Origin of the sequence: Nonomuraea sp. NPDC049625, from assembly GCF_040675285.1 — a bacterium.
GTDB lineage: Bacteria > Actinomycetota > Actinomycetes > Streptosporangiales > Streptosporangiaceae > Nonomuraea > Nonomuraea angiospora_A.
Genome location: NZ_JBFAOQ010000012.1, coordinates 333,725 through 358,648 on the forward strand (window position 1 = coordinate 333,725; position 24,924 = coordinate 358,648).

The following is a 24,924-nucleotide window of genomic DNA, read 5'->3' on the forward strand; positions in this document are numbered from 1 at the left end:
CGGTGACCCGCTCCACCACCCCCGATGAAAGCGAAGGACATGAGACACAGGTCAAACCCGGCCGGGCTCGCGATCCTGGCCGCCCTGCTGGTCACGCCCGCGGTGGTCACGCCCGCGTCCGCCTCCTCGATCTCCCAAGGCGCGACCGCCCTCGCCGACTGCCAGTCCGCCAACGCCGCGCTGAACAGGCCGGCCACCGCCTCGTCGATCGAGGGCGCCGGCACCCCCGCCTCGGCGGCCTTCGACGGCGCCTCCGGAACCCGCTGGTCGAGCGCGTTCAGCGACCCGCAGTGGATCCAGGTCGATCTGGGCGCGGTGCGCGACATCTGCAAGGTCGATCTGTCGTGGGAGGCCGCCTACGGCAAGGACTTCACCATCCAGGCGTCCGCCGACGGCACCACCTGGAGCGTGCTGAAGACGGTGACCGGCGGCACCGGCGGCAACGCCTCCTACGAGGTCACCGGCTGGGGCCGCTACCTGCGGATCAACGGCACCGCCCGCGGCACCGGTTACGGGTACTCGCTGTGGGAGGTGGCCGTGCACGTGACGGGCGGCGGCACGCAGCTGCCCGGCGGCGGCGACCTCGGCCCGAACGTCAAGGTCTTCGACCCGTCCATGCCGTCGGCGACCATCCAGGGACAGATCGATCAGATCTTCAAGCAGCAGGAGGCCGCCCAGTTCGGCACCGGCCGGTACGCCTTGCTGTTCAAGCCCGGGAGCTACGACGTCAACGTCAACACCGGCTTCTACACCTCCGTGCACGGCCTCGGGCGCAACCCCGACGACGTCACCGTCAAGGGCGTGAGCGTGGACGCGGGCTGGTTCAACGGCAACGCCACCCAGAACTTCTGGCGCTCCACCGAGAACCTCGCGGTCACGCCGTACGACGGCACCAACCGGTGGGCGGTCGCGCAGGCCGCGCCGTTCCGCCGCATGCACATCCGCGGCGGGCTCAACCTCGCGCCGTCCGGGTACGGCTGGGCGTCCGGCGGTTACATCGCCGACAGCAAGATCGACGGCACTGTCGGGTCGTACTCCCAGCAGCAGTGGTACACCCGGGACAGTTCGATCGGCGGCTGGTCCAACAGCGTGTGGAACATGGTGTTCTCCGGCGTGCAGGGCGCGCCCGCCATCAGCTTCCCCGAGCCGCGCTACACCACGCTCGACACCACCCCGGTGAGCCGCGAGAAGCCGTACCTCTACCTGAACGGGAACGACCCCGCCGTGTTCGTCCCCGGCAAGCGCACGAACGCCCGCGGCACGACCTGGGCGAACGGCCCGACCCCCGGCACGTCGGTCCCGCTCACGCAGTTCTACGTGGCCAAGCCCGGGGTCGGCGCCGCCACGCTCAACCAGGCGGTCGCGCAGGGGCTGCACCTGCTGTTCACGCCCGGCATCTACCACCTCGACCAGACCGTCGAGGTGACCAGGCCGGACACCATCGTCATGGGCCTCGGCCTGGCGACACTGGTGCCGGACAACGGCGTCACCGCCATGCGGGTGGCGGACGTGGACGGGGTGAAGCTGTCCGGCTTCCTGATCGACGCCGGCCCGGTCAACTCGCCGACGCTCCTGGAGATCGGCCGCCAGGGCGTCCACACCGACCACTCGGCGAATCCGATCACCGTGCAGGACGTGTTCGCCCGGATCGGCGGGCAGTTCGCCGGGAAGGCGACGACCAGTGTGGTGGTGTACGCCGACGACACGGTCATCGACCACACCTGGATCTGGCGGGCCGACCACGGCGACGGCGTCGGCTGGGACGTCAACGCCGCCGACTACGGCCTTCGCGTGTACGGCGACGACGTGCTGGCCACCGGGCTGTTCGTGGAGCACTTCAAGAAGTACAACGTGGAGTGGTCCGGCGAGCGCGGACGGACGATCTTCTTCCAGAACGAGCTGCCGTACGACCCGCCGAACCAGGCGGCGTACATGAACGGGAGCGTCAAGGGCTGGGCCGCCTACAAGGTCGCCCCCTCCGTGAACACCCACGAGGGCTGGGGCCTGGGCAGCTACTGCGTGTTCACCAGCGACCCCACCATCCAGGTGGACCACGGCTTCGAGGTCCCGGTGAAGGCGGGCGTGAAGTTCCACAGCCTCCTGGTCGTCTCCCTCGGCGGCAAGGGGCGGTACAACCACGTCATCAACGACACGGGCGCCCCGGCCTACGGACCCGACACCATCCCCTCGACGGTCACCACCTATCCGTGACCCGCGCGACGTGCCGGGCGGGGTGGCCCGGCACGTCGCGGGGAAGTGCGGGTCAGCGATTCGACTCCACGTTCTCCAAGAGGCGGCTGAGCAGCCCGTCCAGCGTCTCCTGCTCCTGCGCGTCCAGCACATAGACCATCTCCGCCTCCACCTCCGCCCGGATCCGCATGGCCTCCAGCCACAGCTCGTGGCCCTTGTCGGTCAGCTCCACGTCCACCCGCCGCCGGTCCTCCGCGCTGCGCAGCCGCCGTACCAGCCCGGACTTCTCCAGCGTGTCGAGCCGCCCGGTCATCCCGGCGGGCGAGAGCATCAGCTCGACCGCCAGTTCGGACGGCGTCGCGGCCCCGCCATGGGCGACCAGCCGGTGCAGCGTCTCGAACTCGAAGTCCTGCATCCCCACCTGCGCCAGCGCTGCCTCCTTCGTCTGGCGCAGGTGCTTGACGAGGAACTGCATCCGCGTCACGACCGCCTCGACCCGCTCGTCGTACGGCGCCTTGCCCCGCCACCGGGCGAGATGACGATCCACTGAGTCCACAGACGACAACGATACGCCGGCAAGTATTTAGTTGACGAAATATTAGCTGGCGAAATAATCTGGCGGACCATGAGACTGCTGATCGGCCGGGCCGTGTCCGCCCTGGCCACCGCGTTGATCCCGACCACGATCACCCTCGCTGTGCTGCGTGCCACCGGTGATGCCGGGGCCGTCGGCATGGTGCTGGCGTGTGAGGCGATTCCGTTGCTGGTGTTCCTGCCGGTGGGCGGGGTGGTGGCCGACAGGGTCAGACCCGAGCGACTGGCGCTGGTCACCGACCTGGTGCGCGGCCTGACGCAGGCCGCCATCGCGATCGAGTTGCTGACCGGTGCCGCCAGTGTGCCTCACCTGGCTGTGCTGGCCGTGCTGGCGGGAGTCGCGGTCGCGTTCGGGCTGCCGGCGGTGCCGAGGCTGGTGGCGGCCGCGGTGCCCGGGCCGGAGCGGCTACGCGTGAACGCCCGGCTCGGCGTCGCGACCAGCCTGGCCGCCGTGCTGGCTCCCGCCCTGGCGGGCGGCGTGGTGCTGCTGGCCGGCCCCGGCTGGGCCGCGCTGCTCACGGCCGCGCTGTTCGCCTGCTCGGCGCTCACCCTGGGCGGAGTACGTACGGCCAAGCGCCCCAGTGCCCAGAACGCCACGTTTCTCAACGACCTGAGAGAGGGATGGGGCGAAGTACGGCGGCGGCCGTGGTTCCTGACGACGGTCCTGGCCCACGGGGTCTGGCACTTCATGGCCGGGCTGTTCCTCACGCTCGGCCCGCTGGCGGCGGTCAAGGAGCTGGGCGGTGAGGCCAGTTGGGTGCTGATCGTGCAATGCGGCACGGTGGGGCTGGTCGCGGGGGTGTTCGCGGCGCCGAGGCTGCCCATCCGGCGGCCGCTGGTGGCCGTGCAGGTGGGTGCGGCACTGTACGTGCTGCCGATGGCGGCCCTGGCGCTGCCGGCGAGCGCGTGGGTGATCGCGGGGGCGTACTTCGTGGCGATGTTCGGGCTCGGCGTGCTCAGCCCGCTGTGGGAGACCGTGATCGCCGACGAGATCCCCGAAGCGGCGCTGGGCCGAGTACGGTCGTTCGACCAGCTCATCTCGTTCGCGACCCGGCCGTTCGGGCTGGCCATGGCGGCGCCGCTGGCGGGGGTGGCCGGCACGCGGGGGCTGCTGCTGACCGGTGCCATAGCCGTCGCCATGGCGAACCTGGCCGCGATCGCCACCATTCCCCGCCGCCGCCCCAGAACGTCCGAAGCGGGTGATCACGTGACCGTCCGTCGGGGTTGAGATCCGAAAGAGTCGCTCTGGCGGCAGGACACGAGGGTGCGGTCACGGCCGACGGTCCGCCGCCACGGCCCGAACGGGCGTACGACGGCCACGCCAACGGCCGCCAACCACATCTCCAGCATCTTCACCAAGCTCCAGGTGGCCCCCCTGGCGCCGCCGCACCTCGCTGGGCGTCCGGCTCACCCAGCAGGCCCCGGACCGCGACGCGAGGGCGCCGCAACCTCTCGCTGAAGAGCCTCGACACGCTGGGCAGCTGATCAGCGGCGCACGACCTCCCGCCGCTCCCGGACGTGCTCGGGTACGCCGCCCGCCCCGGTGGCGAAGGTGATCGGCTGAGGCCCGCCCTCCCGGCCGACCACGATCGTGACCTCCGGCTCCAGGACCAGCGCCTCGGTGCTGTGCAGGACCGACGGCTCGGCGCCGTGAAAAGAGATCACCGCGTCACCCTCACGAAGGCCGGCGGCAGCCGGGGTGCGAAGTGGCGCAGGGCGGCGTCGAGGTGGCCGGGAGTGGTGTTGAGTTCGTCCAGGCAGCACAGGCCGATGGTGTCGGTGGCCTTGTCGCGCCACGGGGAGCGGGCGGTGGTCCACGACAGGCGCTGCCCGGCGAAGGGATCAGGGGCGGTGTAGTCGAACACCGGGCGCAGGACCAGGGCGGGGCGGGGCTTGGAACCGGTGACGGGGACGATCTCCACGGAGGCGATGCGCGGCCAGGCGAGGCGAACCCGACGCAGACCACGGACGAGGTCGATGCCCTCGGCCGAGATGCGCAGGCGGCGCGGCATGACCAGCTCGAACAGGAACATCCACAGGGCATGGAGGGCGAACAGCAGGGCAACGACGATCAGGCCGAACAGGAGGTACGCGACGACCTGCAGCAGGGCGAACCCGCCGTCTTCGTCCAGGGACTCGGTCAGCCGGTCGTCCGGAGGCTGCGGTGATGAGGAGAACCAAGGCTCTGCCACGTACCAGATCCCGAGCGCGACGAAGATCGTCACGACCCAGACCAGCCATCTTCCCCTGCCCTTGCGCGCGACGGTGCCCGCCTTGATCCGGACGACGAAGGCCTCGGCAGGCGGACGGGCGGCCCGCGCCGAATGCGGCGAACCAGGCCCGGTGGCCGGCGGTCTGGGTCCCGGGACGGGCCCCGGAGGAATCTGTGGCGGCTCAGGGGTATTCATGCGCCGCTCCGCGAGGTAGTCGTCCGGTTCGACAGGAGACGGCCCGGCGGCGGACAGCGCCACCTGCCCTGGTCGGTCGCCATGCCGCCGACGATACGCCGCGCTGACGGCCCGATCGAGAGGGACCCTGGCGGCGGGTGTTCAGGTTCGTCATGCCCGGGCCCCGGCGCGTCGGCGCACGATGAGGCGCTCTCGACCGCCTTCGTCGCCCCCGTACAGGGACGAAGTGCGGGCCGGGCCGGATGCGACCGAGGCGGCCCGGCCGTTCATGGCCACTAACGGATGCCTCGTTGACGATTGGGCCGCCTGCCGCAGTCGCCGAACGATCCCCAACCGCCGGAGGCTCGGATCGCGGATCCGGGAGAGCTGATCGTCCCCTGGAACCTGACGCACTTGCCGTGGGCATTCGCCTTCACCGGCCCCGCGTAGTATTTGAAGTTTCCCGAATCCTCGTATTTGAGGGGGCCGGCGAAGGCGATGTTCTTCACGAGGAGGGTCGCCGTGGTGTTGGTGGGCGTGCCCACGAAATCGGACTTGCTGGTGACGACGCAGTGCTCCCCGGTGGACGCGTTGTAGAGCAGGTGGACCTGGCCCCGGACGGTGTTCGTCTGGTCGGTCACCGGCATGGTGCCCAGCGCCACCCTGCGGAAACCGCTGCCGCACACCTGCTCGGGGGTGGAGCCGCTCGCGGCGCCGGCGGGCGCCGGTAACCCGGCGAGTGCGGTGGCGAGCAGGGTCGCCGAGGCGAATCGCGTGATGACGTTACCGGTCATGGATTTCCTCACTCGGGGTCGGCAGGACAGCGGCGGATGGTGATCACCCGGCGTCTTCGAGGCTGGCGGGTCCGGCGTTTGTCCGGAAGCAGCCGATGCGAAATCCGGACAATGAGTTGTCCGCGGACAATGCGTTCTGTTGACTTGATCATCGGCGGAGGATGCGGGGGAGGGGACGGCCGCGATGAACCGCAAGGCGGGCAGGCCCCAGGGCGGCCCCCGTGGCAGCACGCAGCAGGCGAACGCGCTGGCGGAGTTCCTGCTGACGCTCACCGTCGGGATGACCGTCCGCGAGCTCGCCGCGCGGTATCACGTGGGCAAGACGCTCTGGGGCGAGTACCGTTCAGGCCAGAAGATCATCCCCTTGGAGTTGCTGAAGCGGCTGGTCCAGGACCACACGCCGGACGAACGCACCCGCCACGTTCACCTGGAGACCGCCGCCCGGCTGCACGCGGCGGCCCTTGAGGCGGCCCGCCACGAGCCCGCCCCGGCGGCCCTCGAACCGGCGATCGCACCGGAACCAGCGGCTCTCGAACCGGCGGCCGCGCCGGAACCAGCGGCTGCGAACCCCGGGGCGGCGCCTGCGGGAAGGCGGCGTCCACGTCCCCTCCTGCTCGCCGGCGGTGGCACCGCGATCGCGGTCCTCACGCTGATCGTCCTGCTGGTCGGATGGGGTCCTCCACGCGGGGACGCCGTGTTCGCCGTGGGGCCGGACGGCGCCGGCATCTTCCGCTGGGACGGCGCGGACGCGGCCGGGTGGACCAGGATCGGAGACGGTGCCAAGCGCCTCTACTCCGGGCCCGCCGGCCTGTTCGCGACCGGGATCGACGATCGGCTCTACCGGTATGAAGGCCGCCCCGGCCGCTGGTCGCTGATCAGTGAGCCGGGCGGCGATTTCGCGATCAGCGGCGCGCACATCTTCCGGCTGGCCGCCGACCGCCAGTCCGTCGACGTGTGGAACGGGCAGGGCACGTCGTGGACCAGCGTCGGCGGCCCGGCAGCGCGGTTGTACGGCGGCGAGCCGGGCCTGTTCGCGACCGATCCGAAGGACGGCCGGATCTTCCGATACTCAGGCCCCTTCGACTGGGAGTGGATCGGGACGGCGGGAGCCTCGTTCGCGCTCACCGACCGTGACCTGTACGGCCTCACCCCGGAACGCGCCATAGTGAACCGCTGGCTCTCGGAGGAGACATCGCCACCCTGGCCGCCCTGGATCTACGCGGCAGGCCCGGCGGCAGAGCTCTACGGAGGACCCGCCGGGCTCTTCTCCACCGACCCCTCGCGCGTACGGCTGCGCGTCCTCGCGGACTCGTCGACCGCCGCCGTGAGCCAGAGCTGGCAGGACATCGGCCCGACGGGCGCGGAAGTGGCGGTCGGCCGGGAGGCGGTGTACGTCCTGACCGAGGACCGCTCGCGGATCCTGCGCTGGTCCGCCGGCTCCGGCACCTGGCAGTACATCGGCGGACCCGCCCAGACCCTGACGGCAGGCTGATGCCCGGCCTCCCGACCCCTTCAAGGTCTTCTGGCCCATCGGGACAGGGCGCCGGCCAAGAACGCGGCGCCTGCGGGATGCCGATCATGTACGGGTGGGCCGTGTCCCAGGCGGTGAAGTCGAGCCGGAGCCCGGCGAAATGTCAGCGACACAGCCAACGCCTCCTGCGCTCCTGGTGAAGGGAGCGGGCGTGGTGATGAACGAGGAGATCACTCCGCGGTCGTGCCGGTGCGCGACCCCGCGCCGTACGGAGCAGAATCTTTGACAAGCCCGGATAACGTCGTGCGGTTGAACCGGTCAAGAAGGAGACCATGGATCTGGCCCGCGTGCGAGACCGTTGTGAGCAACAGATTCGGCGCCTGCGGATCTCGTCGCCGTTGAATGTCGTCGCACTGTGCGAGGACCTGGCCAGGGAGCGCGACCGGCCGATCCGCCTTCTCCCGCTGTCCTCGCGGCCGTCGAACCCCTCCGGCCTGTGGGTGTCCGCGAAGACCGCCGACTACATCTTCTTCGAGGAATCCGCCGGCTCGGTGCATCGCGAGCACATCATCCTGCACGAGATCGGCCATCTGGTGTTCGGCCATTCGGGCGTCGCGGACCTGGACGACCTCACCGCGCGCCTGCTGGCGCCGAACCTGGATCCGAAGGTCGTGCGGCGGCTGCTGTGCCGGGGCAAGTATGACGACGTGGACGAGCAGGAGGCCGAGCTGTTCGCCACGCTCGTGCTGCTGCGGGCCGATTTCCAGGTCGTTCCCGTGCGGGGCCCGGACATCATCGACGATCCTTCCGGGGTGCTGGCGAAACTGAAGGCCGTGCTCGGGGGAGACGACCATGCTTAGGGCCTTCCACCTCGCCGTGATCGCGCTGGCGTGGATCGGCGTCGGCTACAAGCTCATCGACCTGCGCCGCAGGCCGAACGACCTCGGGCGCCTCGCACTCTGCGCGGCGCTGCTGTTCCTCGCGTTGGCGTTGACGGTCGGGCTGCCGCCGCTGTACCAGCGCATCCCCTTGTTCGCCGGGTCCCCGAGCCTGGTCCGGCTGGTCCAGCACAGCCTGGTCGTGCTGGCCGCCTTCTCGACGCAGCTGCTCGTCGTCCATCTGGCCTCGCCGCCCGGCCGGACGGCGGCCAACGTCCGGGTACGCGCGGTGGTCATGGCGGTCTTCCTGACTGCGATGATCGTCTTGTTCGCGGCGGCGTCGCCGGGTGACGCCGCGGAGGACTTCGTCGCCGCGTACGCCACGTGGCCGTTCGTCACCGAATACCTGCTGACCTTCCTGGGCTTCGTCGCCGTGGTGATGGCGGACATCTTCCGGCTTTCGCTCCGGTTCACCCGCCGCGCCACGGCGGGGTTCCTCCGGGCCGGGCTGTGGTTGTGGGCCGGGGCGAGTTCGGCGGGCTTCGCGTTCGCGGCGCACAAAGCCGCCTACGCCCTCATGACGCGCTTCGGGAACAAGCCGCCGTGGCCGGAGGGGCCGGTTTCCACCACGCTCGCCGGCCTGGTGCTGGCCCTGTTCGTCGCGGGGCTCACCGCGTACGGCTGGGGCCCGCGGATCGGCGCCGCGGGACTGTGGTGGAGCCGTTATCGGACCTATCGCGCGCTTCTTCCGCTCTGGAAGGCGTTCTACGAGGTCATGCCGGACATCGTGCTGAGGTTGCCGGCCACCCGCCGTGCCCCCGTCGATCTGCGGCTCTACCGGTGCGTCATCGAGATCCTCGACGGACGGCTGGCGCTGCGGGCCTACTGGGACGGCGAGGTCGCGCGGGCGGCGCGGGAACGAGCCATGGCGGCGGGGCTGACCGGGCCGCGGCTCGATGCCGCGGCCGAGGCCGCCGCGCTCGCCGCCGCGCTGGAAGCGCGCGAACGCGGCCACGTGACCGGGCAGGAACCGCCGGTGATGCCTGATCTCGGCCCTGATGCCGGCATGGCAGAGGAGATCCGCAGGCTCGTCCTGACGGCCCGCGCCTATCGCCGGATCACGACTCGTCGCGCGGGGGAAGCCCTTCCAGCGTCCGTACGCGCTTGATCACCTCGGTGATCGTGTCCAGGCTTTCCACCGACAGCCCGGACGCGCGCAACGCGACATCCCGGACCCCGGCGTCCCTCAGCGCGACGACCAGGGCGAGCTCGCCCTCCACCTCGTCGCGGATCCGCTCGTCGAAGAAGTAGGCGGGGGGCACTCCGAAGAAGGTGGCCAGCGCGGTGAGGTGCTTGAGGGTCGGGTTGTCCCGCTGGCCGGTCCGCAGATACCAGATGTAGGAGGCGGAGATGCTCACGTCCTGGTCCCGCGCGATGGCGGCGGCGACCTCCTCGTTGCTGTATTCCCGGCGGCCGGGCTCCCGGACCGTGCGGAACAGGTATTCCAGCTTCTCGGCCAGGCTCCGTTGCGATGCGGGCTCTTCTGCGCTGGAGCTCTCCATTGTCCACCTACTCGCTTGACTGCTGTGGACGTAACCACGGCGATCTTCACCACCGTTGACAGTGGCGCAGGGGTTGAGTTTAACTGACACCGTCTTGACTGGTGTGGATCGGACGGGGACTTGCCATCCACATCAGTCCAACGGGGTTGGGGGAGCTGATGGTTGTCCGGTTCCGGGTTCTGGGGCCGCTGGAAGTGGTGAGGGACGGTGGGGCGCCGATCCGGCTGCTTTCCGGAATGCAGCGGATCGCGCTGGCGACCCTGCTGCTGTATCCCAATCAGCCCGTGGTCGCCGACGGTCTGATCGAGCGGATGTGGGGGGACGACACCCCCGATGACCCTCGCGGGGCACTGCACACGCATCTGACCAGGCTTCGGCGTACCCTCTCCAAGGACCTGATCGAGAGCAGCGGAGGTGGTTATCTCCTTCGCGCCGACGAGGATTCGCTGGACCTGATCAACTTCCGTGATCTGGTCGCCCGGGGGCGGCGGGACGGCGCCGCCGAGAAGAGCCTGCTCACCCAGGCGCTGGCGCTGTGGCGGGGGCCCGCGCTGGCGAACGTCGACTCGGACGCCCTTCATCGTGACGAGGTCGCCGCGCTGGAGGAGGAGCACCGGCACGCGCAGGAACGATGGTTCGAGCTCGCCCTGCGGGCGGGGGAGGGGCCGGCGATCATCAGCCGCCTCAAGGCGGCGGTCGTGGCCTCCCCGATGAGCGAGCGGCTCAGCGGTCAGCTCATGATCGCGCTCTACCAGGCCGGTCGCCAGGCGGAGGCCCTGGAGGTGTACGAGGGACTGCGGGTGACACTGCGGGACGAGCTCGGGCTGGAGCCGGGGCAGGGGATCCGGCAGGCGCACGCGCAGGTCCTGAGCCAGGACGTACCCCGGCTCGGCGGGGATCTGCCAGGGGATCGCGAGCAGGTGGCCGTCGCTCATGTGCCCGTACCGGCGGAGCTGCCGGCGAAGGTGGCGACTTTCACCGGGCGGCACCACCAGGCGCAGGCGCTGCTCGACTCGCTGCGCGACGGGCGCGCGACGGTGGCCGCCATCTCGGGGCCGGGCGGCATCGGCAAGTCGGCGCTGGCCCTGCACGTCGCGCACCGGCTCGCGGCCGGTTTTCCCGACGGGCAGCTGTACCTGGACCTCAACGGCTCCACCTCCGACGTCCCTCCGCTGGAGCCGGCGCAGGCTCTCCGGCGGCTGCTCCGCTCCCTCGGCGTCGTGCCGGCCGCCGTGTCCGCGGAGCCGGGGGAGGCCGCCCGGCTGCTGCGCTCGCTGACCGCCGGCCGGCGCATGCTCTTCCTGCTGGACAACGTGCGCGACGTCGCCCAGGTGCGCGATCTGCTGCCCGGCGGCGCCGGTTGCCGCGTGCTGCTCACCAGCAGGCGGCTGCTCGCCGACCTCGACGGCGCCGAGCACGTCCAGCTGGACGTCTTCTCTCCTGAGGAGTCGTACGAGTTGCTCGAACGGCTGGTCGGCGGGGCGCGCCTGGCCGCGGAGCCGCAGGCCGCCGCCCAGGTGGTGCGGCACTGCGGCGGCCTGCCGCTCGCGGTGCACATCGCCGCCACCAGGCTCGTCTCACGCCCGGCCTGGCCGATCTCGGTCCTGGCCGACCGGCTCGCCGCCCAGCACCGGCGCATGAACGAGCTGAGCGCGGGCGATCGTGCCATCCGGGCCACCTTCACCACCAGCTACCAGCAGCTACAGACCGAGCGCCACGGTGCGGCGGCCACGCGGGTGTTCGACCTGCTCGGCCTGTTCGACGGCGCCGACCTCGGCACCGACACCGTCGCCGCCCTGGCCGGCCTGCCCGCCGAACGCGCCTGGGAGTTGCTCGAACTCCTCGCCGACGTCCGGCTCCTCCAGACCCATGAGCCCGGCAGGTACCGGATGCACCACCTGGCACGCCTGTTCGCCCGCGAACGCGCGGCAGCCCGTGGCCCCGACGCCCTGCAGGCCGTGCGGCGGGTCCTGCATCACTTTCTGGCCACCGCCCGCCGGGCCGTCCGGTTGCTCAACCCGCATCCCGAGTGGCCGGTCGCCGTCGCTCCCCTGGCGGCTGTCCACGCCGGATCGCAGCTGGCCGGCCCCCGGGCCGCCCGGGAATGGGCCGACGCCGAGGCGCCCAACCTGGTGGCGGTGGTCCGGCAGGCGGCCGAGAGCGGCGACGACGGCCTCACGATCGGCCTGGCCTCATCCTTCTCCCACCTGATGCTGGACCGCGGCCGATGGGACCAGGTGCGTCAGATCCGCCGGGTGGCCGCGCACGTGCTCCAGCATCCGGCGGCCGAACGGGCCGGCCTCGGCGTCCCCCTGTCCTCCAGAGCCCACCTCGCCGTCGCGTCGCGCGTCCTCATGCCGGACAAGGCGTCGCTGGGCTGATCGCCTCGCCCCGAACGTCACTCAGCGTGATTCCGGCGCCCGTGGCTGATCGCCGACCCTGATCGACCAGGCAGGCGAGTGGAAGACGGCCGCCACCATGCGTGATCAACCTATTTTGCTACAAGTTCCGAAATTGTTCCGTGACGGGTCCGCTGCACGGCCGAAACACGCCCTACCTACCGTCCTGAACAGCTGCATAGGCGCCATCCGGCCCCTCTGATTAAAAAAGCTACTTTCGCCGGAAATCCCCCCACTGTGATCAGCGCCTTCGTGTGACAGGAGCCCCGAGTGTCCAACCTCTCCCGACGCGGTGCCCTAAGGCTGACCGCCGGCATAGCTCTCAGCCTCACCCTCTCCCTGGCAGGCTGCGGACGCAGTGACGACGCCGCCGCGACCGACGCCGCCGCGACCGGCACCGCCAAGCCCATCGACGCCTCCCCGGCCACCGGCACCATCAACGTCTGGGCCGCCCAAGGCGACGCCGACGTGCTCGACAAGGTCATCGAGCCGTTCAAGGCCGCGAACCCGGATGTCACCGTGAAGTTCACGCTGATCCCGAACGCCGAGTACTACACCAAACTCCAGTCGGCGATCGCGGCGGGCAAGGGGCCCGATGTCGCCCAGTTCTTCCCCGAGTCGCAGGCGCAGTTCCTCGATCCGTCGATCCTCCGGCCCGTGCCGGACGGCCTCGTCGATTCCGGCGGCTTCTTCAAGAGCCTCTGGGACGCGGGCGTGGCCAAGAACGTCGCCTACACGGTGCCCTGGTACGCCTACACGTACGCGCTCGTCTACCGCTCCGACCTGGCGGAGAAGGCGGGTGCCAAGGCACCGGCCACGTGGGACGGCATGGTGCCGTTCCTGAAGGCGCTCCAGGGCGCCGGCGCCGGGCACGGCCTCGGAGCCGACATCGGCTGGGACATCTTCAACGGCCAGGACGTCGCCATGTACGCCTGGCAGGCGGGCGGCTCGCTGCTCTCCTCCGACGGCAAGTGGACGCTCGACACGCCGGCGATGGCCGACGCGCTCAAGTACAACGCGTCGTTCTTCACCTCGGGCGTCGCCGACCCCAGCGGGCCCACGTTCCTCGACTCGCAGCCGTACTTCGTCGACGGCAAGACCGCCGCCATGATCACGGGCCCGTGGGTCATCGGTCAGCTCGACACCGCCGCGAAGAAGCCCGGCTGGACGGCGTCCCACGTCGCGACCGCACCGCTGCCGGCCGGGCCGTCGGGCGGCACCTCCTTCTCCGCGGGCGGCAGCTGGGGCGTGCTCGCCACCAGCGGCAACGCGGCCGCGTCGTGGAAGCTCGTCCGGCACCTCTCGCAGCCGGGCACCCAGGTCGCGCAGTACAAGGCGTACAGCTCGCTGCCCGCCGTCATGTCCGCCTGGGAGGACCCCGCCATCAAGGGCCAGCCGCTCCTCGGCGCCTTCCTGACCCAGCTGAAGAACACCCGGACGTTCCCGCAGGTGAGCACCTGGCAGCAGGTCGCGACCCGGCTGGGGAAGGAGATGGAAGCAGTGGCCAAGGGCAAGGGCACCGCCGAGCAGGCCGCCGCGAGCGTCCAGGCGTACGCCGAGAGCCTCGGCACGGGTACGCGGTGAGGCGCACATGACCACCACCGTCGCACGCCGGCCCCGGGGCTCCCGCCGGACGGGTGTCGCCTGGCTGTTCCTCGCGCCGTTCGCCATCGTGTTCCTGCTCTACACGGCTGTCCCCACCGTCGCCGCGCTCGGGTTCAGCCTCACCGACCTGCGGGGCACGGATCTGCGCGATCCGTTCGCCGTCGACTTCACCGGCCTGGAGAACTATCTCCGCCTGTTCCAGGACGAGAGCTTCCTGCGGGACATCCTCAACACCGCGCTCTTCGTGGTGGTCGGCGTGCCGCTGACCATGGGGATCGGGTTCGCCCTGGCCTTCGCGCTCAACACCGGCATCCGGCGGCTGCGCGGCGTGTTCCGCGTCGTCTTCTTCGCACCGGTCGTCACGAACATCGTGGCCGTCGCGCTGATCTGGCAGTACGCCTTCAACGCCGGCGGCACCGTCAACAAGGTGCTCGGCGCGGTCGGATTCGCCGGACCGAACTGGCTGGACGACCCGAATCTGGCCATGCCCGTGGTCATCCTGCTCGGGATCTGGCGCAACTTCGGCACCGCGATGGTGCTGTTCCTCGCGGGCCTGCAGGCGGTCCCGCAGGACGTGTACGAGGCCGCCGCCCTCGACGGGGCCGGCCGGTGGCGGCAGCTGAGGAACATCACCCTGCCGCTGCTGCTGCCCACCACGCTCATGGTGTCGGTGCTGCTGACCGTCTTCTACCTCCAGGTGTTCGACGAGCCGTACCTGCTGACGAACGGCGGCCCGCTGGGCTCCACCGAATCGGTGGCGCTGTACACCTACCACCAGTTCGGGTCGGGGGCGCTCGGGACGTCCTCGGCCGCGTCCTTCGTGATGCTCGTCCTCGTGATGCTGGTGAGCGTCGTCCAGTTCCGGCTGCTGAGGCCCCGCGCATGAGCACCATCGCCACGGTGCGGGACACCGAAATGATCAGCGCCCGGGTCGCCGTGCGCCGCCGGTCCGTCACCCGGCCCCTGCTGTACGGCGCGCTGGTGCTGTGCGCGCTGCTCACCATGCTTCCGTTCGTCTGGGTGATCAGCGGCTCGCTGCGCAGCCTCGACGAGATCCGCTCCGACCCCGGCGCCTGGCTCCCGGCCCACGTCACCCTCGGCAACTTCACCCGGCTGTTCGCCACCGAGGGATTCGGCGGGTACATGGTCAACAGCATCGTGGTCGCGATCATCGTGGTGGCGGGCAATATCGTGGCCGCGTCGGCCGCCGGCTACGCGCTCGCCAAGCTCGACTTCGCGGGCAAGCGGCTCGCCTTCGGCGCCGTCATGGCCGCGATGATGGTGCCGTTCACCGCGGTGTTCGTCACGCAGTTCGTGATCACTGTCGACCTGGGTCTGGCGGACACCCTCGCCGGCATCGCGCTGCCCGGCGTGGCGATGCCGATGTCGGTCTTCATCATGCGGCAGTACGCGATGTCGATCCCCGGCGAACTGCTCGAAGCGGCCCGCATCGACGGCGCCGGCGAGTTCCGGATCTTCTTCCGGATCTTCCTGCCGCTGGCCGGCCCCGCCGTCGCGACGATCACGATCATGTCGTTCCTCGCCTCCTGGAACAACTTCATCTGGCCGCTCATCGTCGCTCAGAGCATGTCCAGCTACACGCTCCCGGTCGGCCTCGCCGCCACCAGCCAGGCCGCGTCGCACGTCACCGACTACGGGCTGCTCCTCGCGGGTGCGATCGTCGTGATGCTGCCCGTGCTGGTGCTCTTCCTGTTCCTGCAGCGCTACTTCGTTCAGGGCGTCGCCGGAACGGGGATGCGGTGAGCCGTGTTGGATGATCGGATGGACTCATACGACGCGCCCGGCGAGCCGGTCACCGTTCATGCCCCCGCGGGCACGATCATCGGCCGCCGCGCCGGCCAGGTAAGGCGCTTCCTCGGCATCCCCTACGCCGAAGCACCCACCGGAGTGCGGCGGTTCGCCCCGCCGGTCCCGCGTGGCCGGTTCCCGGAGCCGTTCGACGCGTCCCGGCACGGCGCCACCTCGCAGCGCGTGCCGCTGTTCGCCACGACGACCATCCCGGAGCCGTCGATCCCGGGCGACGACGTGCTGAACCTCGGCATCGTCACCCCGGCCCCAGACGACGACCGCGGGCCCCTCCCCGTCATGGTGTGGATCCACGGCGGCGGTTTCCTGGCCGGGAGCCCGGCCAGCCCGTGGTACGACGGCCGCGCCTTCGCCCGCGACGGCGTCGTCTGCGTCACCGTCGGCTACCGGCTGGGCGTCGACGGATTCGCCCCGCTGGACGGCGTTCGGCCGAACCTCGCGCTGCTCGACCTGCTGCTCGCCCTGGACTGGGTGCGGGAGAACATCGCCGCTTTCGGCGGCGATCCCGACCGGGTCACCGTCGCCGGCCAGTCGGCCGGGGGCGCGGCGGTGCTCGCGCTGCTCTCCTCACCCGCGGGCAGAGGCCGCTTCCACCGCGCGGTCAGCCTGTCCGGCGGCCTCTTCGGCGGAGACGCGGACGCCGCCCGCGACCTCCTCGAACGGCTCGGGCGCAGGCTCGGCGTCCCGCCGACGGCCACCGGATTCGGCAGCCGTACCGTGGAGCAGATCCAGCAGGCGGTCATCGACCTGCGGGACGAAGGCGGCGGCGGGCTCGTGCTCGGGCCGTGCGTCGGCGACGACCTCCTGCCGGTGCCCGTCGCCGACGGGCTCGCCGCCCATGGGCACGACGTGCCCGTGCTGCTCGGCGCGACGGCCGACGAGTTCGACGGCGGCGCCGAGCAGGAGGCGAGAGCCGCCGCCCGCGCGGCGGGCACCCGCGTGACGGACGCCCTGTTCCGCTCCGCCTGCGCGCGCACGGCGGCCGCCCGCCGCCAGGCCGCCGCCGGGACCTGGCTGTACTCCTTCGAATGGCCGTCTCCCGTGCTCGGCGGTGCCGCGCACTGCGCCGACCTGCCGTTCTTCTTCGACGTGCTCGACGCGCCCGGCGTCCCCCAGGCGCTCGGACCGAACCCGCCCGCCGACCTGGCCGCGCTGATGCACGCCGATCTGGCCGGGTTCGTGCATGGCCGGGAGCCGGCCTGGGCGCGGGCGACCGGCGGGCCCGGCGATCCGGCGCGCGAATACGGCCGGCCCGGAGCGGCCCTCGCGGCCGACACCACCGGCGTGTACGACCCCGTCGTACGGGCGGTGGAGGGGTGCTGATGCCCGGGATGAACCAGAGCGCCGTCCGGCGGGTCAACACCTCGGTCACCCTCCGGGCGCTGGCCGTGTCGGCCGGGCCGATCACGCTGGCCGAGCTCGCCGAGCAGACCGGGCTGTCCCGCCGTACCATCGAGCTCATCCTGGACTCGCTCGTCGAGGCGGGCTGGGTGACCGAGCTGGACCGCGTGCCGACCAGCGGCTACGCCGGGCGCCCCGCCCGCCGCTACGAGCTGCGGGCCGAACACGCGCTGCTGGCGGCCGTCTGCGTCACCACCTCCGACGTGTCCGCGGTCATCGCCGACGTGCGCGGCCGCATCGTCGGCCGGGCGCACCGGCTGCTGCGCTCCTACCAGGATCCGCAGGCCACCCTCGACGACACGGCGGCGCTGGTGCTGGCGGCGCTCGACGACGCGGGCGGGTCGGCGGACCGGCTGCGCGCCGGCGCGGTGGCCAGCGGCGGCGCGATCGACGACGACGGGGTCGTCCGGCGCCTGGTCCACACGACGCGCTGGGAAGGCGTGCACCTACCCGAACAGCTCAGGCAACGCATCCGGATCCCCTGGTTCGCGGACAACGACACCAACCTCGGCGCGCTCGCGGAGCGCTGGCGGGGCGTCGCCAACGACCACGACAACGTCGTATGGGCGATCCTCGGGAACCGGGCGGGCCTCGGCATCCTCATCCGCGGAGCCGTGCACCGCGGTCTGGACGGCGCCGCGGGTGAGATCGTCGAAGCGCGGTCGATACCGACCGGCTCCATCGAGAACCGCCCGGTGGCCTGGCTGACCTCACCGGAACCGGCCGAACGCAGCGTCGCTCTCGGCCGCTTCGACGCCGCTCGGGCCGGTGACGCGACCGCGCTGGCGGAGGTCGACGAATTCGTGGAGAACATCGCCTCGATCCTCACCACCTTGTCGTGGACCATCGCACCGTCGCTCATCGTGCTCGGCGGCGGCCTGGAGGACGCGGCCGACGTGCTGCTGCCCCGGGTGCGCGCGGCGATGCGCGACGCTCGCGCCCCCGCGGTCGAGTTGCGCGCCACCGGCCTGGGCCGCGACGCGCCGCTCGTCGGCGCGGTCAAGCTGGCCCTCGACCGGATGGACACCGAACTGTTCGGCCCACTCACCCCGAGTCAATGATCCGGCACGAGCTTGGAGTCTCACTGTGACCGACACCCCCTGCACCGATGTCCTCATCGTGGGCAGCGGCATCATGGGATCCGTCGTGGCCCGGCTGCTGCGCGAGGCCGATCCCGCGCTGGACATCACGATGGTCGACGGCGGCAACGCGATCGGGGAGGCCCCCGGCCTGCACCTGCACGACCTCGACGACCCGGTCCTCTGGTCGCGCTACAACGACCGGGTCGCCACCGGCATCCAGGGCATGTACACGGGCGCCGAGGTGGTGCGCGAGGTCGCGGGCGGCCTAGCCGACCTGACGCCCGGCATGTTCCACGCGCTCGCCTTCGGCGAGGACGCCGAGGCGATGCCGGCGACCGCGCTCGCGTGGAACGCGGGCGGCATGGGCGTGCACTGGACCGCCGCGACGCCATGGCCCGCCGGAGCCGAGGTGTTCGACTTCGGCGACCCGGACCGATGGGCGGCGGACCTGGACACCGCCCGCCGGGTGCTCGCCGTCACGCCGTCCGCGATCGGCCCGACCGAGGTCGGCCGGACGGTGCTCGACGTCCTGCGCCGGCGCTTCGACGGCGTCGGACCGGGGGACCGGCGACCGCAGCCGATGCCCATGGCCGTCACCGCGACGGCGTCGGGTCCCATGCCGCGCACGGCCCCGGGGACGATCTTCCCCCCGATCGCGGCGGGCGGGGACCCGGGATTCACCCTGGCGACCGGCACGCTGGCCACGACGCTCCTCGTCTCCGGCGGGCGGGTCACCGGGGCCCGGCTGCGCCGCGTCGCCGACGGTGCCGAGTGGGAGCTCCTGGCGGACGCCGTGGTGGTGTGCGCCGACGCGCTGCGCACTCCGCAGCTGTTGTTCGCCTCGGGCATCCGGCCCGCGGCGCTGGGCCGCTACCTCAACGAGCACGCGTTCATCACCGCCCGGGTGCTCCTCGACCTCGACCGGTACGGCCTCGGCCGCGGCGACCTGCCCCTGCCGCGCCCCGGCGAGTTCAGCACGGACTCGCTCTGGCTGCCCCAGAACGGAGCGGCACAGCCGTTCCACGGACAGATCATGAACCGCACGTACGTGGACGAAGGCGGCGACGCCCTCGCGTACTCCGTGGGCCTGGGACTGTACGCCCCCGTCGAGTCCCGCCCCGAGAACCGGCTCGTGTTCTCGGAGACCCGGACCGACCTCGCCGGAATGCCCCGGATCACCGTCGAGTTCGGCTACTCCGACGCCGACCGCGCGCTGATCGGCCGCGCGCTCGACGAGGTCCGGTCGATCGCCGAGGAGTTCGGCTCGTTCGATCCCGCGACCGAGCGCGCGCTGCTGCCGCCCGGCTCGTCGCTGCACCAGACCGGCACGGTCCGCGCCGGTCTGGCCGACGACGGCACGAGCGTGTGCGACCCGGATGGCCGGGTGTGGGGCTTCGACAACCTGTACGTTGCGGGCAACGGTGTGATCCCCACCGCGATGGCCGCCAATGTCACTCTGACCGGCGCGGTTACCGCGGTGCGGGCCGCTCGCGCCGTCGCAGGACGACACGCGGCGCCGGCCGCACACCGAGAGGAAGCACGATCGTGATCGACATCGCCAAGGAATACCGCGTTGCGCTGCCCGCGTGGATCGACGACGAACTGGCCGCCGTGCCCGCCCTCGTCCCCGGCCGCGACGACCGGATGCGCCTCGTGCACCGCCTCGCCGACCGCAACTGGCGCGAGGGCAACGGCGGCCCGTTCGCCGCGATCGTCGCCGAGCCGGAGTCCGGCCGGATCGTCTCGGTCGGCGTGAACGTCGTGCTCGCCTCCGGCGTCTCCAGCGCGCACGCCGAGGTCGTCGCGCTCGGACTCGCCCAGCGGGCGGTCGGCGGCTGGGACCTCGGCGGCGACGGGTCGCCCGCACACGAGCTGGTCGTGAACTGGCGTCCGTGCATCCAGTGTTACGGCGCGGCCATGTGGTCCGGGATCCGCGGCCTCGTGGTCGCCGGCGAGGGCCCCGAACTGGAGGAGATCACCACGTTCGACGAGGGCCCGCTCGGCGCGGACTGGGCCGAGCAGTTCGAGGCACGCGGCATCCGGGTCACCCGGGACGTGCTCCGGGACGAGGCGCTGGCCGTGTTCCGCGACTACCGCAAGGCCGTCGACAGCGGCGGCGTCACCGTCTACAACGCCCGCGGAGGCACCGAATGACGCTGGGGACCACCTCCGAACCCCGCTTCGCCACCGACATCATCACCTTCTACCACCCGGGGTTCTGGGGACTCGACTCGGCCGACGCCTTCCGCGAATGGGCACTCAAGAACCCCGACCGGTTCTGGGAGCGGGTGCTGGACGCGCTGGCCGAGGCCGGTGTCAGCGGCATCGAGCTGACCTTCGCGCCCGGCGACATCGACTCGGCCCTGCGGGCCTTCGGCGACGCGCCGTCGTTCCGCCGCGAACTCCAGGCTCGCGGCCTGTCCGTCGTGAGCGCCTTCATGGCCGCGAGCGAAGCACCCGACTGGCGGGACGGCGACAACCTGCCCGCGATCGTCGCCGACGCCGAGCGGCACGCCGCCTTCCTCGCCGACGTGGGCGCGGAACTCCTCGTCGCCGGGCTGCCCATGCGCCAGACGTTCGGGACGCGCCCGCCCTTCTTCGTCGACGCCGCGTACATGACCCGGATGGCCGACATCGCCCACGTGGCCGGCGAGGCCGTCGCCCGGCACGGTGTGAAGCTCGCCTTCCACACCGAGTCCAACAGCACCCTCTGGTACGAGAGGGACATCGACCTGTTCATGGCGTTGACCGATCCCCGCTACGTGTGGCTCTGCCCCGACTCCTGCCACATCGCGCTCGGGGGCGGCGACCCCGTCGCCGTCGCGCGCCGCCACGCCCAGCGCATCGCGCTGGCGCACTGGAAGGACGCGGTCAAGCCCATCGACGTCGAGCTCACCATCGACGAAACCGTCTTCGCCCAGCAGCAGCCCTACATGACCGAGCTGGGAACGGGCATCGTGGACTGGCGCGGGTGGGCCGAGGAGATGGCCCGCACACCCGGCGCCGGCATCGTGCTCATCGAGCTGGACGAGGCGGCCGACCCCGTCGCCGCGCTCCGGGCCGGGACGGCCGTCGTGCGCGCGGCCAGGACACGGCCGTCTCCGGCCTGACCTGGGCGTCGAGCCGGCCGACCGCAGGAATGACAACGGGTGGTCGAGCCGACATTGACACCGGCTACCGGCTGTCGCAAGGTGAGCGCAGGCTGACAGAAGGGTTCCCATGTCGTCTGAGCGCCTTCCGGGACCGTCGAACGTCCCTCCGCCTCCACGCCGGGGCGACAGCTCGGTGCACGACCTGTCGAGGGCCACGGGTGAGGACGGCGGGGGCTCCGCGTTCCGCCGTGCCCTCGGCTCGCCCCGCACCCACGAGACCGTCCGGGCGCTGGTCGACGCCGGCGGCCAGATGCGCATCGCGGACCTGCAGGACCGGGCTGGGCTGTCGTTCCTGCAGTTCACGGCGGTGCTGGCCGAGCTGACGGAAGAAGGGTTGGTGACGGTCAAGGGGCCTCCCGGCGACGAGGTCGTCCACCTGTATCGCGAGGTGTGAGCCATGTGGGCGCCCTTTCTCGCGGTCGTCCTCATCGGCGCGCTCGTCGCGCTGGCCGAGCTGGTGTCGCGGTATCGCGACAACCCCGCCGGGGCGCTGTGGTCGGTGCCGGCGGCCTTCTACGTCGCCGTCAACGCGGGCGGCGCGGCGGCGGCGCTGTGGACGGTCACGCAGTTCGGGTGGACCTTCGGCGCCACGGGGGAGAGCGTCACGTTCACGCAGGTGCTGGCGGCGGGGTTCGGGTCGGGGGCGCTGTTCCGCAGCTCGCTGTTCAACGTCACGGCGGGCAACCAGGTGATCGGGGTCGGGCCGAGCGCGGTGCTCACGGTGATCCTGTCGGCCGCCGACCGGGCGGTGGATCGGGGGCGGGCCAGGATCCGGTCCAAGGGGGTCGGCGAGATCATGGGCGGGTTCCCGTTCGAGCGGGGCGCGGACGCGCTGTTCCATTACGCGGTGGCGGCGCTGCAGAACTTCACGCCCGCCGAGGTCAAGGTGGTCGAGGATCGGATCGCGTCCCTGCGCTCGGGACGGGAGGCCACCCTTCCCGAGCAGGTCAAGTCGTACGTGCTGGGTCTGTCGTTGCAGGCGCTGATCGGTGAGAAGGTCCTGCGGGAGCTGGTGGAGTCGTTGCGGCCCGCCTTCGAGCAGGCGCCGCCCGCCGAGCAGGTGCTGCTGGACGTGCTCCGCGCCAACGGCACGTCCGAGCTGCGCAAGCTTCAGGCGTTGTCGGGGCTGCAGCTGTTCGAGTTCTCGCGGGTGCTGGACGGGCTCGTCGCGGCGGGGCGGGTGGCCGTGGACGGCGGGTCGGGCCAGGAGATCGCGAGCTTGGCGAAAATGACGCCTTGATTCGAGGGCTCGCGCCGTCAAGCCGCCGCGAGGAGCGGCATCAGCCCGGTGATCTCGGCGAGTTCCTCGGTGGTCGGTTCCCAGTCGCCGGCGGCCGCGTTGGCCCGGACCTGCTCCGGGGCGGTCGCACCGGCGATCACCGAGCCGCAGCCGGGCAGCGCGGCCAGCGCGCCGATGGCCACGTCCAGGAGGGACCGGTCGTGCTTGTCGGCCCAGGACGTCAGCGCCTCCACCCGGTCCAGCTTCTCCGGCGTGACGAGGTGGGGACGCTCCGCGAGCCGGCTCCCGGCCGGCGGCTCGTGCCCGCGCCGCACCTTCCCCGTCAACAGCCCGTGGGCCAGCGGGAAGTACGGCAGCACGCCGACCCCGTAGTGCAGGGCCGCCGGCACCACTTCGCGTTCGGCGCCGCGCTCCAGCAACGACCAGTGGTTCTGCGCCGACACGAACGGTGCGCATCCCCTCGCGCGGGCCACGTGCGCGGCCTCGGCGATCTGCCAGCCGGCGAAGTTGGAGCTGCCGACGTAGCGGACCTTGCCCTCGCGCACGAGCTCGGTCAGGGCCTCCAGCGTCTCCTCGATCGGGGTGACGCCGTCGGGGAAGTGGTACTGGTAGAGGTCGATGTAGTCGGTACGCAGGCGGCGCAGCGACCCCTCCACCGCGCGCCGGATGTACGACCGGCCGCCCAGCGTTCCGCACGCCGCACCCTGGTCGCCAGGTCTGCCGAACTTGGTGGCCAGCACCACCTGGTCCCGCCGGCCGGCCAGCACCTCGCCGAGGATCTCCTCGGAGGCGCCGTGCACCGCGCCGTACGCCTCGGCGGTGTCGAAGAGCGTCACGCCCTCCTCGATCGCCGCGTCCACCACCTCCCTGGTACGGGTCACGTCGATCCGCGAGCCGATGTTGTTGCAGCCCAGACCGACCACCGACACTCGCAGGCCGGAATCGCCCAAGGTCCTGTAACGCATGATCCGAAGTCACCCTTCGCTCGAACGGTCCGCCGGGGCGGCGCCCCAGGTCACCGGCAGGCGGTCCACCCCGTACACCGCCATGCGGTCGCGGGTCGGCACCTCGGCCGCCGGAACGGCCAGGCGCAGGTCGGGAAAGCGCTCGAAGAGCGCGGTCAGCGCGATGCGGAGCTCGGCCCGGGCGAGATGCTGGCCGAGGCACTGGTGGATGCCGTGCCCGAAGGCCAGATGCCCGGTCGCGGAGCGGGCCAGGTCCAGGGTGTCCGGGTCGGGGAAGCGTTCCGGGTCCCGGTTCGCGACCGGCAGTGCCAGCACCACGGTCTCGCCGGCCGCGATGACCTGGCCGCCGAGCTCGACGTCCGTCAGCGCGGTGCGCCGTACGTCGAACTGGAGGATCGACAGGTACCGCAGGAGCTCCTCGACCGCCGGTTCGGCGAGCTCCGGGTCCGCGGCCAGGCGGGCTCGCCGGGCCGGGTCCGCCAGCAGGACGAAGGTCGCGAGCGCGAGCATGCTCGACGTGGGCAGATGGCCGGTGGCCAGCAGCACCATCCCGAGGTTGGTGAGTTCGTCGTCGCTCAGGCCGCCGGTCGCCACGGCGTGCGCCAGCAGCCCGTCGTCCGGCGAGGCTGATCCGGCGCGCAGGCTCTTGAGGAGGCCGCGTACCGTCTCCGTGATCGACATCACGGCCTCGGCGGTCTGGCCCGGTGTGGAGTCCAGGTCGTTCATCACTCCCGTGGCCGCCTGGATCACGTGCCGATCCTGCGCGGGGACGCCGAGCAGCTCGCAGATGACCAGCGCCGGAACCGGAACGGCGAACGACGCGACGAGGTCGGCGGGCGGCCCGGCGGCCGCCATGGCGTCGAGCGCCTGCGCGGTGTACCGCCGGATCGCGGGCGCCAGCTCGGCGACGCGGCGAGGGCCGAAATGGCGGCTCAGCAGGCGGCGGTACCGGGTGTGTTCGGGTGGGTCCATGTGGGGGAAGATCCCCGGCTCGGCCGGCGTCGGCCGCTGCTGCGCGCGCTCGCGGCCGACCGGCTGGTGCAGCAGCTCGCGCCGGGTGCTGAAGCGTGGGTCCGCCAGGATGGCGCGGGTGACGGCGTACCCGGTCGCCACCCAGCCCACGTGCCCGTCAGGATAGGCGAGCCGGCTGAGCGGGGCTCGCTTCCGCAGCTCGACGGGCGGGTCGAAGGGATTGGGCCGGTCGGTCTCCAACGGCTGGGCCTTCCGACCATCACTCATCCGGCAACCTCCCACCTGCGCGCCGGCCCGGCACGCCGTTGATCATCGGCGCTGATGATTATGCATGGTGAGTCCGAAAAATGACACCACTAGTCATTTATGGATCATCCGATTAGCATCGGCGCTGACCGCCCGGAG

General features: G+C 71.6%; 23 protein-coding genes. 16 read left to right on the forward strand and 7 right to left on the reverse strand.

What is annotated here, in order from left to right:
* Window positions 1–39: 39 nt before the first annotated feature.
* Window positions 40–2,211, forward strand: a complete 2,172-nt coding sequence (locus tag AB0J87_RS42135; protein ID WP_363975759.1) for a discoidin domain-containing protein — start codon at window positions 40–42, stop codon at window positions 2,209–2,211.
* Window positions 2,212–2,263: 52 nt separating this feature from the next.
* Here the strand turns inward: AB0J87_RS42135 and AB0J87_RS42140 are convergent, their stop codons facing one another.
* Complete coding sequence (locus tag AB0J87_RS42140) at window positions 2,264–2,746, reverse strand: MarR family transcriptional regulator (RefSeq protein WP_363975762.1); 483 nt, start codon at window positions 2,744–2,746, stop codon at window positions 2,264–2,266.
* 69 nt (window positions 2,747–2,815) lie between these two features.
* On the opposite strand from AB0J87_RS42140, the gene AB0J87_RS42145 reads away from it, so the two are divergent.
* Window positions 2,816–4,012, forward strand: a complete 1,197-nt coding sequence (locus AB0J87_RS42145) for an MFS transporter (RefSeq protein ID WP_363975764.1) — start codon at window positions 2,816–2,818, stop codon at window positions 4,010–4,012.
* A gap of 257 nt (window positions 4,013–4,269) precedes the next feature.
* On the opposite strand, the gene AB0J87_RS42150 is transcribed toward AB0J87_RS42145, so the two are convergent.
* The 3 genes from AB0J87_RS42150 to AB0J87_RS42160 form a co-directional block, all read right to left on the reverse strand.
* Entirely contained in the window at window positions 4,270–4,449 is a 180-nt protein-coding gene (locus AB0J87_RS42150) for a hypothetical protein (RefSeq protein WP_363975767.1), read from the reverse strand.
* Window positions 4,446–5,009, reverse strand: a complete 564-nt coding sequence (locus AB0J87_RS42155) for a hypothetical protein (protein ID WP_363975770.1) — start codon at window positions 5,007–5,009, stop codon at window positions 4,446–4,448. Before AB0J87_RS42155 ends, AB0J87_RS42150 begins: the two co-directional genes overlap by 4 nt.
* 458 nt (window positions 5,010–5,467) lie before the next feature.
* Window positions 5,468–5,965, reverse strand: a complete 498-nt coding sequence (locus tag AB0J87_RS42160) for a hypothetical protein (RefSeq protein ID WP_363975773.1) — start codon at window positions 5,963–5,965, stop codon at window positions 5,468–5,470.
* A 184-nt stretch (window positions 5,966–6,149) separates the two neighbouring features.
* Here AB0J87_RS42160 and AB0J87_RS42165 point away from each other — a divergent pair, with 184 nt between their 5' ends.
* The 3 genes from AB0J87_RS42165 (at window position 6,150) to AB0J87_RS42175 (ending at window position 9,482) form a co-directional block, all read left to right on the forward strand.
* Window positions 6,150–7,457 carry a hypothetical protein gene (locus AB0J87_RS42165; RefSeq protein ID WP_363975776.1) on the forward strand — a complete coding sequence of 436 codons (1,308 nt, stop codon included), beginning with the start codon at window positions 6,150–6,152 and terminating at the stop codon, window positions 7,455–7,457.
* A 311-nt stretch (window positions 7,458–7,768) separates the two neighbouring features.
* On the forward strand, window positions 7,769–8,296 hold the full coding sequence (locus AB0J87_RS42170) for a hypothetical protein (protein ID WP_363975779.1): 528 nt from the start codon (window positions 7,769–7,771) through the stop codon (window positions 8,294–8,296).
* A complete protein-coding gene (locus AB0J87_RS42175; RefSeq protein WP_363975782.1) occupies window positions 8,289–9,482 on the forward strand; it encodes an MAB_1171c family putative transporter in 1,194 nt (397 codons plus the stop codon). The genes AB0J87_RS42170 and AB0J87_RS42175 overlap by 8 nt, the downstream gene beginning before the upstream one ends.
* Here the strand turns inward: AB0J87_RS42175 and AB0J87_RS42180 are convergent.
* The gene (locus AB0J87_RS42180; RefSeq protein ID WP_363975785.1) at window positions 9,433–9,876 is read right to left on the reverse strand and encodes an XRE family transcriptional regulator; all 444 of its coding nucleotides are present in this window, start codon (window positions 9,874–9,876) and stop codon (window positions 9,433–9,435) included. The two genes, AB0J87_RS42175 and AB0J87_RS42180, sit on opposite strands and share 50 nt — an antisense overlap.
* A 158-nt stretch (window positions 9,877–10,034) precedes the next feature.
* Here AB0J87_RS42180 and AB0J87_RS42185 point away from each other — a divergent pair, with 158 nt between their 5' ends.
* The 11 genes from AB0J87_RS42185 (at window position 10,035) to AB0J87_RS42235 (ending at window position 22,582) form a co-directional block, all read left to right on the forward strand.
* Window positions 10,035–12,257, forward strand: coding sequence for a BTAD domain-containing putative transcriptional regulator (locus tag AB0J87_RS42185; RefSeq protein ID WP_363975788.1), 2,223 nt, complete (start codon window positions 10,035–10,037; stop codon window positions 12,255–12,257).
* A gap of 288 nt (window positions 12,258–12,545) precedes the next feature.
* Window positions 12,546–13,859 carry an extracellular solute-binding protein gene (locus AB0J87_RS42190; protein WP_363975791.1) on the forward strand — a complete coding sequence of 438 codons (1,314 nt, stop codon included), beginning with the start codon at window positions 12,546–12,548 and terminating at the stop codon, window positions 13,857–13,859.
* A gap of 7 nt (window positions 13,860–13,866) precedes the next feature.
* Window positions 13,867–14,766, forward strand: coding sequence for a sugar ABC transporter permease (locus AB0J87_RS42195; protein WP_350735945.1), 900 nt, complete (start codon window positions 13,867–13,869; stop codon window positions 14,764–14,766).
* Window positions 14,763–15,644 carry a carbohydrate ABC transporter permease gene (locus AB0J87_RS42200; protein WP_363975795.1) on the forward strand — a complete coding sequence of 294 codons (882 nt, stop codon included), beginning with the start codon at window positions 14,763–14,765 and terminating at the stop codon, window positions 15,642–15,644. Before AB0J87_RS42195 ends, AB0J87_RS42200 begins: the two co-directional genes overlap by 4 nt.
* A gap of 18 nt (window positions 15,645–15,662) precedes the next feature.
* Window positions 15,663–17,030 (forward strand): carboxylesterase family protein, encoded by a 1,368-nt coding sequence (locus AB0J87_RS42205; protein ID WP_363975798.1) that lies wholly within the window; start codon window positions 15,663–15,665, stop codon window positions 17,028–17,030.
* Window positions 17,030–18,169: an ROK family transcriptional regulator gene (locus AB0J87_RS42210; protein ID WP_350735937.1), complete on the forward strand. Its 1,140-nt coding sequence runs from the start codon at window positions 17,030–17,032 to the stop codon at window positions 18,167–18,169. Before AB0J87_RS42205 ends, AB0J87_RS42210 begins: the two co-directional genes overlap by 1 nt.
* Before the next feature lie 25 nt (window positions 18,170–18,194).
* Window positions 18,195–19,739 carry a GMC oxidoreductase gene (locus AB0J87_RS42215; protein WP_363975801.1) on the forward strand — a complete coding sequence of 515 codons (1,545 nt, stop codon included), beginning with the start codon at window positions 18,195–18,197 and terminating at the stop codon, window positions 19,737–19,739.
* Window positions 19,736–20,344: a nucleoside deaminase gene (locus AB0J87_RS42220; protein ID WP_363975804.1), complete on the forward strand. Its 609-nt coding sequence runs from the start codon at window positions 19,736–19,738 to the stop codon at window positions 20,342–20,344. The genes AB0J87_RS42215 and AB0J87_RS42220 overlap by 4 nt, the downstream gene beginning before the upstream one ends.
* Window positions 20,341–21,300 carry a sugar phosphate isomerase/epimerase gene (locus AB0J87_RS42225; RefSeq protein WP_363975807.1) on the forward strand — a complete coding sequence of 320 codons (960 nt, stop codon included), beginning with the start codon at window positions 20,341–20,343 and terminating at the stop codon, window positions 21,298–21,300. Before AB0J87_RS42220 ends, AB0J87_RS42225 begins: the two co-directional genes overlap by 4 nt.
* Before the next feature lie 109 nt (window positions 21,301–21,409).
* Window positions 21,410–21,736, forward strand: a complete 327-nt coding sequence (locus AB0J87_RS42230) for a hypothetical protein (protein WP_350735925.1) — start codon at window positions 21,410–21,412, stop codon at window positions 21,734–21,736.
* A gap of 3 nt (window positions 21,737–21,739) precedes the next feature.
* Window positions 21,740–22,582, forward strand: coding sequence for a hypothetical protein (locus AB0J87_RS42235; protein ID WP_363975810.1), 843 nt, complete (start codon window positions 21,740–21,742; stop codon window positions 22,580–22,582).
* Window positions 22,583–22,599: 17 nt separating this feature from the next.
* On the opposite strand, the gene AB0J87_RS42240 is transcribed toward AB0J87_RS42235, so the two are convergent.
* A complete protein-coding gene (locus AB0J87_RS42240; RefSeq protein ID WP_363975813.1) occupies window positions 22,600–23,547 on the reverse strand; it encodes an aldo/keto reductase in 948 nt (315 codons plus the stop codon).
* A gap of 9 nt (window positions 23,548–23,556) precedes the next feature.
* The gene (locus AB0J87_RS42245; RefSeq protein ID WP_363975816.1) at window positions 23,557–24,786 is read right to left on the reverse strand and encodes a cytochrome P450; all 1,230 of its coding nucleotides are present in this window, start codon (window positions 24,784–24,786) and stop codon (window positions 23,557–23,559) included.
* Window positions 24,787–24,924: the final 138 nt, after the last annotated feature.

What these genes read in the sequence shown, in the direction of transcription:
- AB0J87_RS42210 (WP_350735937.1), top strand. Translation starts at nt 17,030, where the DNA reads ATGCCCGGGATGAACCAGAGCGCCGTCCGGCGGGTCAACACCTCGGTC.
- AB0J87_RS42175 (WP_363975782.1), top strand. Translation starts at nt 8,289, where the DNA reads ATGCTTAGGGCCTTCCACCTCGCCGTGATCGCGCTGGCGTGGATCGGC.
- AB0J87_RS42180 (WP_363975785.1), bottom strand. Translation starts at nt 9,876, where the DNA reads ATGGAGAGCTCCAGCGCAGAAGAGCCCGCATCGCAACGGAGCCTGGCC.
- AB0J87_RS42145 (WP_363975764.1), top strand. Translation starts at nt 2,816, where the DNA reads ATGAGACTGCTGATCGGCCGGGCCGTGTCCGCCCTGGCCACCGCGTTG.
- AB0J87_RS42195 (WP_350735945.1), top strand. Translation starts at nt 13,867, where the DNA reads ATGACCACCACCGTCGCACGCCGGCCCCGGGGCTCCCGCCGGACGGGT.
- AB0J87_RS42170 (WP_363975779.1), top strand. Translation starts at nt 7,769, where the DNA reads ATGGATCTGGCCCGCGTGCGAGACCGTTGTGAGCAACAGATTCGGCGC.
- AB0J87_RS42240 (WP_363975813.1), bottom strand. Translation starts at nt 23,547, where the DNA reads ATGCGTTACAGGACCTTGGGCGATTCCGGCCTGCGAGTGTCGGTGGTC.
- AB0J87_RS42160 (WP_363975773.1), bottom strand. Translation starts at nt 5,965, where the DNA reads ATGACCGGTAACGTCATCACGCGATTCGCCTCGGCGACCCTGCTCGCC.
- AB0J87_RS42205 (WP_363975798.1), top strand. Translation starts at nt 15,663, where the DNA reads ATGGACTCATACGACGCGCCCGGCGAGCCGGTCACCGTTCATGCCCCC.
- AB0J87_RS42165 (WP_363975776.1), top strand. Translation starts at nt 6,150, where the DNA reads ATGAACCGCAAGGCGGGCAGGCCCCAGGGCGGCCCCCGTGGCAGCACG.
- AB0J87_RS42245 (WP_363975816.1), bottom strand. Translation starts at nt 24,786, where the DNA reads ATGAGTGATGGTCGGAAGGCCCAGCCGTTGGAGACCGACCGGCCCAAT.
- AB0J87_RS42200 (WP_363975795.1), top strand. Translation starts at nt 14,763, where the DNA reads ATGAGCACCATCGCCACGGTGCGGGACACCGAAATGATCAGCGCCCGG.
- AB0J87_RS42185 (WP_363975788.1), top strand. Translation starts at nt 10,035, where the DNA reads ATGGTTGTCCGGTTCCGGGTTCTGGGGCCGCTGGAAGTGGTGAGGGAC.
- AB0J87_RS42225 (WP_363975807.1), top strand. Translation starts at nt 20,341, where the DNA reads ATGACGCTGGGGACCACCTCCGAACCCCGCTTCGCCACCGACATCATC.
- AB0J87_RS42230 (WP_350735925.1), top strand. Translation starts at nt 21,410, where the DNA reads ATGTCGTCTGAGCGCCTTCCGGGACCGTCGAACGTCCCTCCGCCTCCA.
- AB0J87_RS42235 (WP_363975810.1), top strand. Translation starts at nt 21,740, where the DNA reads ATGTGGGCGCCCTTTCTCGCGGTCGTCCTCATCGGCGCGCTCGTCGCG.
- AB0J87_RS42135 (WP_363975759.1), top strand. Translation starts at nt 40, where the DNA reads ATGAGACACAGGTCAAACCCGGCCGGGCTCGCGATCCTGGCCGCCCTG.